We start from the raw sequence: 13,235 nt of genomic DNA on the forward strand, positions 1-13,235 counted from the left end.
TCTCTTCGCCATGCGCACGCAGCGGCAGGTCGTCGACTACTCGCTTCAGAAGCGAGCGCTGCTGCGCGACGTGCACAACGGCAAGGTCGGGACCCTCGAGGTCTGTGACGCATCGCCGTACCTGAAAAACGCAGCTAGGTTCCATGGCGAGCCGACCGATGAACGTTGCCCGGTCTGCCGTCGCGACAACCTCACCCTGGTCCACTACATCTACGGCGATGAGCTCAAGCACTCCGCCGGGCAGGCGCACAGGCTCGCTGACCTGCCGGTACTGGCGATGACGCTGCGTGAGTTTCAGGTGTTCGTGGTGGAGGTGTGCCAATCCTGCGCGTGGAACCACCTGATCGAGCAGTACGTGCTCGGCCGGGACGCGCTTCAAGCCGACGAACTGGACCAGGGCGGGGCCGTTGCCTCGTCCGCCTCGGGCCGCCACCGCGAGACAGGGTCGTCGTCACATCGCCGGGAGGGCCGACAGTGATTGGTCTCAACGACGCTAACGTGGGCACGATCCTGACCGATACGGGCATCCAGCGCCGCAGTCGGTCAATTTTGACATCCGACAGGGCGGCTGCGGAGATGCAGCCCACAATCGTCCGCCCGTGGCACCGCCTCCGAGGCCCCTCCAGGGCTTCTCTGGCGAGCCACCGCGACCGGCAGGTGTGACCGAATGAACTCGTACGGCGATCCGCAGTCTGCGCGTGCCCGGGCCCGAGTGCCCGGGCCGTCCGCTGCTTCCACGCCTGACGACGGCCAGTCCGGCTACGACGAACGCGCGGCTCCCGACGCCTACCGGCGTCCGGCCGGTGGTCGCGCGAGCGTCGGCGGCGGCATGTCGCGCGGCGCGGCACCCGTCGGCGCGGCACCCGGGCGTGCCTCCGTCGGCGCGGGGCGTGCCTCCGTCGGTGCCGGCACCGTCGGCTCCGCCCGGGTCGGCGGCCGCGCCTCGGTCGGCGCCGTCGACGACGGCCCGGGATACGGCAGCGGCGCGGTCGCGCGCGCCGCGGTGCGGCCGGTACCCCCGACCGTCGGTGGCGGGCCGGGTGTGCCCGGGCAGGGCAACCGGGGCAGCGCCGCCAAGATCCTCAACAAGGCCTCCAAGCGCCGCCGCCGGATGAACATCCTGACCGCGGCCGCGGCCGTGCTGGTCATCCTGGCCGGCGCCGGCGTGGTCGGCGGCACCTACTTCTTCGACAGCGTCGACTTCAAGGAGCCGGCCGCCGAGACGCAGACCACCCAGCTGCTCGCCAGCGATAACAAGACGGTGCTCGCCTCGCTCGGCCAGTTCAACCGCTCGATCGTCCCGAACGCCAGCATCAACCCGCTGATCAAGCTCGCGGTGGTCTCGGCCGAGGACAAGGGCTTCTACGACCACAACGGCATCGACATGAAGGGCATCGCCCGCGCCGCGTGGAACAACTTCACCGGCGGCGACACCCAGGGTGCCTCCACGATCACCCAGCAGTACGCGCGGTACGCCGCGAAGCTGAAGGAGATCAGCTACAACCGTAAGCTCCGCGAGGCGGTCATCGCCCGCAAGATGGAGGACGAGTACAGCAAGGACGAGATCCTCGGCCGCTACCTCAACTCCGTGTACTTCGGCCGCGGCGCCTACGGCGTCGAGGCCGCGGTCAAGGCGTACTTCGGGAACAACCGCTCGGCGCTGACCCCGGTCGGGAAGCCGAACGCGATCACCGCCGGCGAGGCCGCGATCCTGGCCTCGGTCATCAAGCAGCCGGAGCCGACCGCCACGCACCGGGGATACGACCCGGGCAACAACCTCCCGGACGCCCAGGACCGGTGGCGCTACACCGTCGGCAACATGACCGAGCTCGGGCTGCCCGCCGGCATGCCGGCGGCCGGGGTCCCGGCGGGCATCAACCCGCCGACGGAGTACCCCGCGGAGGCGAAAGACGGCAAGCTGGGATGGATCAAGTTCAATCCCGACAAGTGCACCACCACCTGCGCCAACAACAAGCCCAGCGCCAAGATCGTCAAGTACGTGAAGCGCGAGCTTCGCGACATGGGCATCACCGACGCGAAGCTGAACGAGGGTGGTCTGCAGATCAGGACCACGATCAACCCCGACGTGCAGAAGGCGGCGGAGAAGGCGGCGAACCGCGCCAGCGAGAAGTCGCCGCTGAACGGCATGGCCGAGACCTACAAGTCGGCGCTGGTCTCCATCGACCCGGACACCGGCCGGGTCCTGGCGTACTACGGCGGCCCCGACGCGGCGAGCTGGGACTACGCGGGACCGAACTACACCGACGACGGCAAGACCTTCATCGGTGGCGGCCGCCCGCCGGGCTCGACGTTCAAGATCTACACGCTGCTCGCGGCACTCAGCGAGGGCTACGGCATGGACACCATCTGGGACTCCACGCTGGAGAAGGTCAACGGCGGCGGAAAGATCAACAACTCCGGCCGCGAGGGCGGCAGCCTCAAGTGCCCGCCGAAGGCGTGTGATCTCGAGACCTCGGTCGAGCAGTCCTACAACTTCACCTTCTACTGGCTCGCCGACGCGCTCGGCCCGGAGAAGGTCATCGAGGTCGCGCACAAGGCCGGCATCCAGCTGATCGGCGACCCGGAGACCACCGCCCGCTACGACCTCAACAAGCTGAGCGAGTCGGACCTCAAGAAGAAGGGCTACGGCCGCGAGGTCGGCTTCGGCCAGTACGCGATCACCGCGCTCGACCACGCCAGCGGCGTCGCCACGATCGCCAACAACGGCGTCTACCACAAGGCGCACTTCGTCCGGTCGGTCGCCGAGCGCGACGCGAAGACCGGGAAGTTCGCGGCGATCAAGGGCAAGGGCGAGAAGCTCAAGGGCATCACGGCGTTCAGCCCGGACGTCGCGGCGGCCGTGCAGGACGTCATGCAGAAGATCCCCGGCATCAACGGCATCAGCCTCGACAACGGCCGCAAGGCGATCGGCAAGACCGGCACCTGGGAGTTCACCGGTAAGGGCGGCAAGAGCGGCGACAACGGCGACGCCTGGATGGTCGGCGGCACCAGAGAACTCGCGGCGGCGGTCTGGGTCGGCCGCGAGAAGGTGAACAAGAAGACCAAGCAGATGGACCTGCTGCCGATCTACAAGCCCGGCGGCAAGCCCATGAACGGCGGCTCGATCCCCGGCGACATCTGGAAGATGTTCCTGGACTCGGCGTCGAAGGAGCTCAAGGGCGACGTGAAGCCCTTCCTGCCGAACTCGACCGCGTTCGTCGACTCGAGCAAGAAGGGCAACGGCATCCCGCCGCCGCCCAAGCTCGAGCTGCCGGACAACCCGGCCTGCCTGGTGTTCCCGCAGCAGTGCCAGGACGGCAACAACGGCAACAACGGGAACAGCGGCCCCGGCAACGGGAACGGGAACAACGGCAACAACACGCCGACCCTCCCGGGCTTCCCGACGTTCCCCGGTAACGACACCGGAACCGGCGGCGGCCAGGACGACGCCGACGACGGCAACTGAGCCGTAGGCATACCGACGGCGCCCCTCTCCTCACGGAGACGGGCGCCGTCGGCGTTTCGTGCCCTTGTAGCCGGACTGTGCCGGAGGGCGGCGCCTGTCCGCCCGGATGATGCGGCATGATGCCAAAGCATGAGCGCGCCTTCGTCTCCGGAGACCGACCGGCAAGACCTGCCCGCCGAATCGGACGGCTTCGTCCGAGGGCTGTCGCAGGCGATCGGCGGGCCACTCGGCGACCATGCCGTACGCCCGGGTGCCCGGCCCGGCCGGTTCTGGAACGCACAGCGGATCATCCTCGCGCTGACCTGCCTGATGCTGGCGTTCAGCTGGGTGCAGAAGTCGCCCTGCCAGGACGGCGACTGGCAGAAGAACATCCAGTACACCCGGTTCTGCTACACCGACGTGCTCGCCCTCTACTACGCCGAGGGGCTCAACGAGGGCAAGGTGCCGTACAAGGACCATCCGGTGGAGTACCCGGTCGTCACGGGCTACTTCATGGGCGCGCTGGGCCTGCCCGTGCACGCGCTCGGGCAGAAGTACCCGGAGATCAACCAGGGTAAGTGGTTCTACAACGCCAACGCCCTGGTCCTGTCGGTGCTCGCGGTGGCCACCGTGGCGATGATCCTGGCCCTGCGCCGCCGCAGGCCCTGGGACGCCGCGATCTTCGCGCTGTCACCGATCCTGCTCGTCACGGCGACCGTCAACTGGGACTTCCTCGCCATCGCCCTGGCTATCTTCGGCCTCTACGCCTGGGCCAGACGATGGCCCGTGCTCGCCGGCATCCTGCTGGGCCTCGGCGGCGCGGCGAAGCTCTGGCCGCTGTTCATCCTGGGGCCGCTGGTGGTGCTCGCCCTACGCTCGAAGCGGCTGCCGCCGGCCCTGCTCACGGCGGCCTCGGCGGTCGTGACCGTGGTGGCGGTCAACCTGCCGATCGCCCTGATGTACCGGGACAGCTGGCTCAGGTTCTTCCACCTCAACGATGAACGGGCGATCGACTGGGGCACCTTCTGGTACATCGGCCGCTACCTGGACACGAAGTGGAACACCGGGGCGGTCGGCGATCAGGGCCCGTTCCAATGGCTCAGCGACCACATCCCGGTCCTCAACAACCTCACGTACGGGCTGACGATCCTGGCCTGCGCGGCGATCGGGGTGCTCTGCCTGCTCGCGCCGCGCCGTCCCCGGCTCGCCCAGGTCGCGTTCCTGGTGGTCGCGGTATTCCTGATCTTCAGCAAGGTCTGGTCGCAGCAGTACGTGCTCTGGCTGTTGCCGCTGATCGTGCTGGCCCGTCCGCGTTGGGGGGCGATCATCGCCTGGACGGTGGCGGAGATCGGCTACTTCACGGCGTTCTATGCGGAGTTGCTGGGCGCCGGCACTAAGCCGGTGATCCCGGAGGGGACGTTCGTGCTCGCCTCGAGCCTGCGGCTGATCACGGTGGCGGTCCTGTGCGGTTTGGTGATCCGGGAGATCTGGCGGCCGGAGCTCGACCCGGTTCGGCGGACCTATGCCGACGACCCGGATGGCGGGGTGTTCGACGGGGCGCCGGATGCGGGTTGGGTGTCGTCGCTGCGGCAGCGGCTCTGGCTGGAGCCACGGCCTTCCGAACCGGTGTCCCTGCCGGAGCACGCTCCGCCGCCTCCGCCGTCGACGCCTGCTCCGGTGGGCTGACCGCCGTAGCCCTTCCTGGTGCCGGTCGGCGCCCTTGCGGGCATGTAATCCGATATCGTAATATCCGAAATCGTGAAGTCCGAATCCGTGCCAGTGGGGTCGGCGTTGCTGGCTCTCCAGCGCGCGACCCACGCCACCTTGCAGTTGATCGCTGCTGAGCTCGTCGACCTCGATCTGACCGCCTCTGAGATCAATGCGCTGGCCAACCTCGCCGACGGGCAGGGCCGCACGGTGTCCCAGCTGGGTGCCGCGGTCGGTGCCCGGCCTACGACGCTGACCAGCGTGCTGGACCGGCTGGAGCGGCGTGGCCACATCACCCGCGGCACGCGTGCCGGAGACCGGCGGTCTGTGCTCATCGAACTCACCGACTCCGGGCGGGCGGCGGCCGCGGTCATCGTCCGGACGCTTACCGATATCGAGAACCGCGCGCTGGCCGGGTTGCCTGCCGGGGCGGTCGTCGGCTTCTACGCCGTTCTGGACGCGTTGGTGAAGGACGGGGCATGACCGGGCATGACCACAGTCCGGGTGCTGGGCAGGGGGCGCATCTTCACGGGCTCGAGGCGCTGAGCGTTCCGGCGGGGAAGCTGCACGCCGGCGCCTCGCCGTTCGCCGAGCTGATGGGAGAGGTGATGGCGACCGCCGAGCGGTTCGGTCACCGCCAGCACATCCAGCTGACCTGGCTGGCCGTCCGACGGTACGGGACCAGTGCGGCGGTCGATCTGGTCAGCGACGGCATCCAGCGGACCGCGCGCTATGCGGGTGCTCCGCAGAAGTACAACGCCACCGTCAGCCGGGCCTGGGTCGAAGTGGTGGGCCACCACGCCGGGCGGTCGGACACCGTCGACTTCAACGCGTTCGCCGACCGGAACCCCGCATTGTTCGACAAGAAGCTGCTCACCCGCTTCTACCGGTCCTCGACGCTGGCAAGCGATCTGGCCAGGCACGGCTGGGTCGAGCCGGACCTCGCTCCCTTCCCCTGGCAGCAAGCCGCCAGTTGAGACAGGGTCGACTCTTCGACCCTGTCCACCGGTTCCGGTCGACCAGCGTTCAAGAGGACCGCTAGGCATACGCCGGAGGGCTCTCGGTGACGACCACAGCCCGGGCAGGCTCGCCCGCCACCACCCACCAAGCCCACAACGACCACAGCCCGGGCAGGCCGCCTCGCCCGCTCTCAGTTCAGGCGGAAGACCACGGTGTCGTTGTCGAGGTCTTCGCGGCGGATGCCGAGGGCGTCCACCGGAACGTCGCCCGCGCGTTCCCATGGGGTGCCGGCGACCTGCTTGCGCAGCAGCAGCACCGTGGTGACCTGCTGTGTGCGGAGGTACTGGACGCTGGCCGCGTCCGGGAACGTCGCGACCGAGCGGCGCAGCTCGGACTGGCGCTGCGGGGCGAAGCCGCCGCTGCCGTTCGCGATCTGCTGGAAGCGGGTGCTGGACCAGAGCATGACGGTCTGGTCGGTCAGGGCCGCGGTCGGCAGGACCAGCATCGGCCCGGTGATCGTCCGCATCGCCGGTGGCTGTTCCGGCACGACCGGGTGCGCGACCGCGCTCCAGGACTCGACCAGCACGAGCAGCAGCGGAACGAAGGTCGCCAGGCGCAGCCACGGCCCCGGCCACGGCGGCATCCGGTGCGCGGCCAAGTGCTCGGCCCGCCGGACGAACTCGGCGACGGCCCCGGCGGCCAGAATCGCCAGCAGCAGTGTCACCCAGAACATCAACCGGCCGGGGATCCGCACGCCGAACGAAGCGGGTAGGTGACCGAAGAGCGGCAGATAGGTCCAGCGGCCCTCGAAGAACGTGGAACCCAGCGTGAAGATCACGCCGACCACGACGGCGGTGAGCAGGAGCAGCCGCTGCCAGATGCGCCAGATGGAGAAGACCAGGCCGACAAGCGCGAGCGCATAGAGGACGAACCCCGGCAGCAGCGTCATCTCGGGCGGCCAGCCGAGCGACTCCCGGGCCACGGCGTGCGGGGCTCCCCAGATCCGTGATTCGGCCGGGCCGATCAGCAGGCTGCGGAGGGGCGGCGAGAAGAACCGGATCTCCGTCGCCGCGGGACCGTAGTCCGGCACCCGCAGGTAGGGCAGCGCGATGATGGCGCCCACGCCGACGAAGATCAGCATGCCCAGCCCGTCGGTGACCAGCAGCCGCCAGCCCAGCACCGGCCGCGGCGACCGGCGGCGCAGGCGACGGACCAGAACCGCGGCCGCGACGATCACGAAGATGAGGGCGAGCACGTACGCGAACGGCAGGCCGAGCGAGAAGCCGAGACCGAGCTGCCAGATCGCGACGAGCCAGCCCGCCGCGGCCCAGCCCACGTGCCGCCGATCCGGACGGAAGCCGTACCGCATGGACCAGCCGTGCCCGCGGGCGAGCATCGCCAGGGCCAGCGGGATGCCGCCCGCCGAGATGATGTCGAGGTGCCCCTCCTGGGCCAGCCGCCACGGCGCGTAGGCGAACGCGGCGGCGCCGACGATCGCCCCCGTGCGTCCGGCGCCGAGTTGCCGGATCAGGGCGTAGCCGCCGATGGTGAGCAGGGCGTGTGCGAGCACGAAGAGGATGTTGTAGCGCAGGACGGCCGCGAGCGGTCCCTCGCCGAGCATGCCGGCGGGCGCGTAGCCGAGCAGATGATCACCGAACGCGAAGCTGTACGGCTCGGGGAAATAGGCGTTCGCCTGCCAGAGCCGGGCCGGTTCGGTGATCAGGATGTGGCCCGCCCAGGAGACCTGCCATGCCTGCCGGGAGGGATCCCAGATGTCGTGCGGGAAGGTGTGCAGGGGGTAGCGCAGGGCCGGCCAGGTTACGAGCACGGCGAGCAGCAGCGAACCGTAGATGACCAGCGCGTATTCGTGGGTCAGGCCGCGGCCGACGGCACGGGCGGCGCGGCGGATCCGGCCCGGCCCTCGCTCGGAGGTCTGCGCGAACGCGGTCCAGGGGTCCGGCGGGGCGCCCGGCGGACGCAGCGACGGCAGCTTCGGCTTGCGCCGGCGGGTACCGGTCGCGCTCCCGGTGGCGTCTTGTGTTCCGGCCTTGGACTTGTCACCAGGCTTGGGCTCGGCGTCGTCCTTCCCGCCGGTCGCGGTCTCCGCGTCCGGGGTCGCGCCGGTCGCTTTAGCCTCGCCTGGGGCATCGCCCGGGACGGCGCCCTGTCCGGGGACCTCGGCAGACCTGGCCTCGGGCGCGGGCTTGCCGACCTTGGTCTCGCCGGCCTTCGTCGCCTCGGTCGCGGTCTCGTCAGCCCTGACCTCGCCGACTGCGGCCTCGCCGACCGTGGTCTCCCCAGCCTTGGTCACGCGGACCTTGGACTCCCCGGTTGCTGTGCTGCCGGCCTTGGTCTCGCTGGTCGTGGGTTTTCCGGGCTTGGTCTCGTGGCCCGCTGTCATTCCGGCGGCGGTCTTGAGGGCCGACTCTGTAGCGGCCGTCGCGCCGGCGCCGGTCGCCGGGCCGGGCTGGGCTCCGGGCCTGGCGTCTGTGGCCGGGGCCGGGGCCGGCGTCGAGCCGTTTGCGGGAAATTCGAGATCGGCCTGCGCGGCACCCGCCAAGGTGGACAGCCGTGCCGGTGCAGCCGGGTCCGCGGGTGGCGGAACCGCAGGCCGCAGAACGCTGGCAGCCGCAGATTCGGTCTTGGCGCCGAATCCCCTTCGAAGGCCTGCCCATCGCCGGACCCGCTTCGGCACCGGGGCGCCACCCTCGGACGCCCCAGCCACCGGCGCTCCAGCGGCCGGCGCTCCAGCGGCCGGCGCTCCAGCGGGCGGTTCAGGCTCGCCGAGCGGCGAGGTTCCGATGGGCGGTGTGGCCGCGGCGGGTGTCGCCGGTTTGGTGGGTGGTGTGGCTGCGGCAGGCGACCCTGACTCAATGGATGGTGCTGTTCCGGTCGGCGGCGCAGTCCCGGTGGGCGGTGCGGACTTGCTAGGCGGCGCAGACTCCGTGGGTTCGACGGCGAGAGCTGGCTCGCCGGTCGCGTCTCCAGTCGCGTCTCCAGTCGCGTCCCCGGGCGCGGTGGGACCGGGCGCGGTGGGACCGGGCGCGGTGGGACCGGGCGTGGTGGGATCAGGTGCAGTGGGACCGGGCGCGGCGTTTCCGGGTGCGGAGGGATCAGGCGCGGCGTTTCCGGGCGCGGCGTTTCCGGGCGCGGCGGGATCGGCGCCGGCCTGCGGCCGCTCGGTCGTCATGCTGCTCCCTCGTGAGGCTGGCTAGCTACCCGCCCTCTCGCGCAAGAGAGCGATGTCGGCGGCCTGGCCGTCCGCTCCGCCCGGCGTCTCGACGATCGCCGGGGCGCCCGCGGCGCGGATCGCCGCTACTACCAAGTCCGGGTCGATCTTGCCACTGCCGAGGTTGTCGTGTCGGTCCCGACCGGAATCGAAGCCGTCCTTCGAGTCGTTCGCGTGGATCAGGTCGACGCGGCCGGTGATGGACTTGACCCTGTCCACGATGTCGAGAAGCTCTTCGCCGCCGGCGTGCGCATGGCAGGTGTCCAGGCAGAATCCCGCCCCGAACTCGCCGACCGCGTCCCACAGCCGGGCCAGATTGTCGAAGCGGCGGGCCATCGCGTGGTTACCGCCCGCAGTGTTCTCGATCAGAACCGGCAGCGGCAGCCCACCTTCCTTCTCCAGGTAGGCAAAGGTTTTGCGCCAATTGTCGAATCCGACTGCCATGTCGTCACCGGCGTTGACGTGACCGCCGTGCACGATCAACCCCTTCGCACCAACCTCGGCCGCCGCGCGGGCGTGGGCGAGCAGCAGCTTGCGGCTGGGGATGCGGATCCGGTTGTTGAGCGTGGCCACATTGATCACGTATGGCGCGTGGATGTAAATGTCCACGTCGGACGCCTTGAGCGCGTCCGCGTCCGCGCGGGCCGCCGGCGTCTTCCAGTCCTGTGGATCGGCCAGGAAGAACTGGACAACGTCGGCTCCGCGAGCGGCGGCCTCGGCGAGGGGTTCGGCGGGATCGACATGGGCTCCGATGCGCATGGGTCCGAGCCTACGACGTCGGTACGACGGTTACCCGGCGTCGTGGTCCACACCTATACGCGTCACCGGGCTTGTCGGCGCGTCGTTAATCGAGGAGATCACACATACCTACGAACCGGTCTAAATCGGTCCGAGCAGGGAGATGGTGCATGTCTCGGCAAGTCCGACACCGTGTTACGGCGGTGGCTCTGGGTGGGCTTCTGCTCGGCGCCGCGCTGCTGACGACCGGAACGGCTAACGCCGACCAGGTCGAAGGTGGCGGCTGGCAGGTGGTCTTCGGGGGCGGAGGGGTGCTCGGCATCTCCTGCCAGTCCACGCCGTCCGTCGAGTCCATGATCGTGCCGGCGGAAGGCACGGTGCGTGTGGTGAACCGAACCGGTCACGGCGCGAAGTTGCTGCTCAACGGCGCGCCCAGCGGCCCGGTGCCGGAGAACGGCGCGACCGAGGTCGTCTTCCGTCGCGGTACCACCGCGGTCACCCTCGATCCGGACTGCGCGCTGAACGATCAGGCCACGCCCGTACTGGTCACGGCGTCGCCGTCGCAGGCGGCCAAGCCCGATCCGATCCCGGCGCCGATCGGCTCGGAGACCTCCGAGTCACCGTCCGCGCCGTCGCGCACCGGCACGCCCGCGGCCGCGGACGGCAACTCGTCCTTGCCCGATTCGGTCACGTCCGCCTCGCGGCCGCAGCGCCAGTCGACCACCCGCGCCGACCGGCCGGCCGAGGACCGGCACAGCGCCTCCCGGGCCGACGGCGCCGCGCAGGCTGCGCCGCAGGATGCCGCTGCCGCGAAAACCAAGGACAAAGCCGACCGCAACGGTACGGCGGGAGCGGTCGCCGCACCGACGTCTTCGGGTATGCCGCCCGGGGGCGAGGAGGCGACTTCCCGCGGCGTACCGGCGCTCGATTCGGCCTCGCCGGAGTATCAGAGCGGGCAGGCCCTGGACCTGCCGCCGGCGTACGCCGTAGCGGCGGAGCCGGTCGCGACGGTGCGGCCGATGTGGCCGTCGCGGCAGATCGGGCTGCTCGCCGTCATCGCGACGGTGTGTGTGGCGGGGGTCGCCGCAGGCGCAATCCGGGCAATTGTGTCGCAACGTGCATCTCGGGCATCTGTCGCGTAGACTTCTCGACAGATGCTCCGCGGGGCGCCCGTTCCAACCTCATCGGTGTGGTCGTTCCTCCCCAGGTCCCACCCAGCGAAAGCGGACCGGACGCCCCGCGGCTTCCACCTCGAAGGGCCTCGTTCACGGATGGGGCCCTTTTTGGCGTCCCCTCGCGCGCGGGTATGCTGGCTCGGTTCGCAGTGTGCCGACCGTGGGCGACGCCCACGGTCTTCTGCTGCGAGCGACACAAGACCTCCTGCCACGGAGAGACCGTGGCCGCTAAGCCCACAGGAGGTGAGAACGTCTTGCGTCATTACGAACTCATGGTGATCCTCGACCCCAGTCTCGAGGAGCGCACCGTAGCCCCGTCGCTCGACACGTACCTGAACGTGATCCGCACCGCGGGTGGTTCGGTCGAGAAGCTCGATGTGTGGGGTCGTCGCCGGCTCTCCTTCGAGATCAACAAGAAGGCCGAGGGCATCTACGCCGTCGTCGATCTGCAGGCGACGCCGGAGGCCGTGGCTGAGCTGGACCGTCAGCTCCGGCTCAACGAGTCGATCCTGCGTACCAAGGTCATCCGGCCGGAGACCCGCTGACAGTCGTTTTTGTCAGGGGGCTCTGGGAGCCTCCTTACAGAAACGCATGAAGCGGCGAGGAGAAGATCATGGCAGGAGAAACCACCATCACGGTCGTCGGCAATTTGACCGACGACCCTGAGCTTCGCTTCACCCCTTCGGGGGCGGCGGTCGCCAAGTTCCGCATCGCTTCGACGCCGCGGACGATGGACCGGCAGTCGGGCGAATGGAAAGACGGCGAGCCACTCTTCCTTGCGTGCAACGTCTGGCGTGACGCCGCCGAGCACGTCGCCGAGTCGCTGCAGCGTGGCGCTCGGGTGATCGTGCAGGGTCGGCTGCGCCAGCGGTCTTACGAGACCCGCGAGGGCGAGAAGCGCACCGTCTATGAGCTCGAGGTCGACGAGATCGGCCCATCCCTGCGCTACGCCACGGCGAAGGTGCAGAAGATGTCCCGGTCCGGAGGAGGCGGTGGGGGCGGCTTCGGCGCCTCCGGCGGCGGTGGTGGCAACCGGCAGCCCAGCAACAACAGCGGCGGCGGAGGCGGCAACAACTTCGACGACCCCTGGGCGACGGCGGCCCCGGCCTCCACTGGCGGTGCCCGTTCGGGCGGCGCCGGCAACAACTCCTCGTTCGACGACGAGCCACCTTTCTGAGCCCGACGGGCTTCTTGATTTCAGGAGTAAGAGCTATGGCTAAGGCTGCGGCACTTCGCAAGCCGAAGAAGAAGGTGAACCCGCTCGACAAGGACGGGATCACCTACATCGACTACAAGGACACCGCGCTGCTGCGGAAGTTCATCTCGGACCGCGGCAAGATCCGCGCTCGGCGGGTCACCGGCGTGACCTCCCAGCAGCAGCGGCAGATCGCCCGCGCGGTCAAGAACGCCCGTGAGATGGCGCTCCTGCCGTACACGGCCACGGCGCGCTGAGGGGAGGCACCGAAATGAAGATCATCCTCACTCAGGAGGTGTCGGGCCTCGGCACCCCCGGCGACATCGTCGAGGTCAAGAACGGCTACGGCCGCAACTACCTGCTTCCGCAGGGCTTCGCGATTCCGTGGACCAAGGGCGCCGAGAAGCAGGTCACGGTCATCAAGCGGGCCCGCAACGCCCGCGAGATCCGCGACCTGGGCCAGGCCAACGAGGTCAAGGGCCAGCTCGAGGGCCTCAAGGTCACCCTGACGGCGCGTTCCGGCAACGGCGGCCGCCTGTTCGGGTCGATCACCCCGGCCGAGATCGTCGACGCGGTGAAGTCCGCGGGCGGTCCGTCCCTGGACCGGCGCCGCCTCGAGCTGCCGGGCCACATCAAGACCACGGGCGCTTACAAGGTCCAGGTCAAGCTGCACCCCGAGGTGACCGCGACGTTCCCGGTGAACGTCGTCGGCTCCAAGTAACACGGCTCACGAGAAGCGCGCCGGCCCCCAGGGCCGGCGCGCTTCTTCGTTTGTCGGGGGATTTG

The 13,235-nt window shown here is 69.6% G+C and carries 12 protein-coding genes; 10 read left to right on the forward strand and 2 right to left on the reverse strand.

The features are described 5' to 3' along the window. Window positions 1-10: 10 nt before the first annotated feature. The 5 genes from BJ971_RS39255 to BJ971_RS39275 all read left to right on the forward strand — a co-directional run bounded on the left by BJ971_RS39255 (window position 11) and on the right by BJ971_RS39275 (window position 6,129). Window positions 11-478: a DUF5318 domain-containing protein gene (locus BJ971_RS39255; protein WP_184998331.1), complete on the forward strand. Its 468-nt coding sequence runs from the start codon at window positions 11-13 to the stop codon at window positions 476-478. Window positions 479-667: 189 nt separating this feature from the next. Next, a complete protein-coding gene (locus tag BJ971_RS39260; RefSeq protein ID WP_184998332.1) occupies window positions 668-3,466 on the forward strand; it encodes a transglycosylase domain-containing protein in 2,799 nt (932 codons plus the stop codon). A gap of 129 nt (window positions 3,467-3,595) precedes the next feature. Continuing rightward, window positions 3,596-5,131 (forward strand): glycosyltransferase family 87 protein, encoded by a 1,536-nt coding sequence (locus tag BJ971_RS39265; RefSeq protein ID WP_184998333.1) that lies wholly within the window; start codon window positions 3,596-3,598, stop codon window positions 5,129-5,131. A 72-nt stretch (window positions 5,132-5,203) separates the two neighbouring features. Continuing rightward, entirely contained in the window at window positions 5,204-5,635 is a 432-nt protein-coding gene (locus BJ971_RS39270) for a MarR family winged helix-turn-helix transcriptional regulator (protein WP_184998334.1), read from the forward strand. Then, window positions 5,632-6,129, forward strand: a complete 498-nt coding sequence (locus tag BJ971_RS39275) for a hypothetical protein (RefSeq protein ID WP_239087867.1) — start codon at window positions 5,632-5,634, stop codon at window positions 6,127-6,129. The genes BJ971_RS39270 and BJ971_RS39275 overlap by 4 nt, the downstream gene beginning before the upstream one ends. A 173-nt stretch (window positions 6,130-6,302) precedes the next feature. Here BJ971_RS39275 and BJ971_RS39280 read toward each other — a convergent pair whose 3' ends face one another. Both BJ971_RS39280 and BJ971_RS39285 read right to left on the reverse strand, forming a co-directional pair. Continuing rightward, window positions 6,303-8,513 carry an NADH-quinone oxidoreductase subunit E gene (locus BJ971_RS39280; protein ID WP_184998335.1) on the reverse strand — a complete coding sequence of 737 codons (2,211 nt, stop codon included), beginning with the start codon at window positions 8,511-8,513 and terminating at the stop codon, window positions 6,303-6,305. An 810-nt stretch (window positions 8,514-9,323) separates the two neighbouring features. After that, window positions 9,324-10,100, reverse strand: a complete 777-nt coding sequence (locus BJ971_RS39285) for a deoxyribonuclease IV (RefSeq protein ID WP_184998336.1) — start codon at window positions 10,098-10,100, stop codon at window positions 9,324-9,326. Window positions 10,101-10,249: 149 nt separating this feature from the next. Between BJ971_RS39285 and BJ971_RS39290 the strand changes: the two genes are divergently transcribed. The 5 genes from BJ971_RS39290 to rplI all read left to right on the forward strand — a co-directional run bounded on the left by BJ971_RS39290 (window position 10,250) and on the right by rplI (window position 13,170). After that, a complete protein-coding gene (locus BJ971_RS39290) occupies window positions 10,250-11,221 on the forward strand; it encodes a hypothetical protein (RefSeq protein ID WP_184998337.1) in 972 nt (323 codons plus the stop codon). A 287-nt stretch (window positions 11,222-11,508) separates the two neighbouring features. Continuing rightward, window positions 11,509-11,799, forward strand: coding sequence for a 30S ribosomal protein S6 (gene rpsF / locus BJ971_RS39295; RefSeq protein ID WP_023563150.1), 291 nt, complete (start codon window positions 11,509-11,511; stop codon window positions 11,797-11,799). A 68-nt stretch (window positions 11,800-11,867) separates the two neighbouring features. Further along, window positions 11,868-12,431, forward strand: coding sequence for a single-stranded DNA-binding protein (locus BJ971_RS39300; RefSeq protein ID WP_184998338.1), 564 nt, complete (start codon window positions 11,868-11,870; stop codon window positions 12,429-12,431). 35 nt (window positions 12,432-12,466) lie between these two features. Further along, window positions 12,467-12,706: a 30S ribosomal protein S18 gene (rpsR, locus tag BJ971_RS39305; protein ID WP_007073789.1), complete on the forward strand. Its 240-nt coding sequence runs from the start codon at window positions 12,467-12,469 to the stop codon at window positions 12,704-12,706. A gap of 14 nt (window positions 12,707-12,720) precedes the next feature. Continuing rightward, window positions 12,721-13,170, forward strand: a complete 450-nt coding sequence (rplI, locus tag BJ971_RS39310) for a 50S ribosomal protein L9 (RefSeq protein ID WP_184998339.1) — start codon at window positions 12,721-12,723, stop codon at window positions 13,168-13,170. Window positions 13,171-13,235: the final 65 nt, after the last annotated feature.

The organism is Amorphoplanes digitatis, from assembly GCF_014205335.1.
GTDB classification, from domain to species: domain Bacteria; phylum Actinomycetota; class Actinomycetes; order Mycobacteriales; family Micromonosporaceae; genus Actinoplanes; species Actinoplanes digitatus.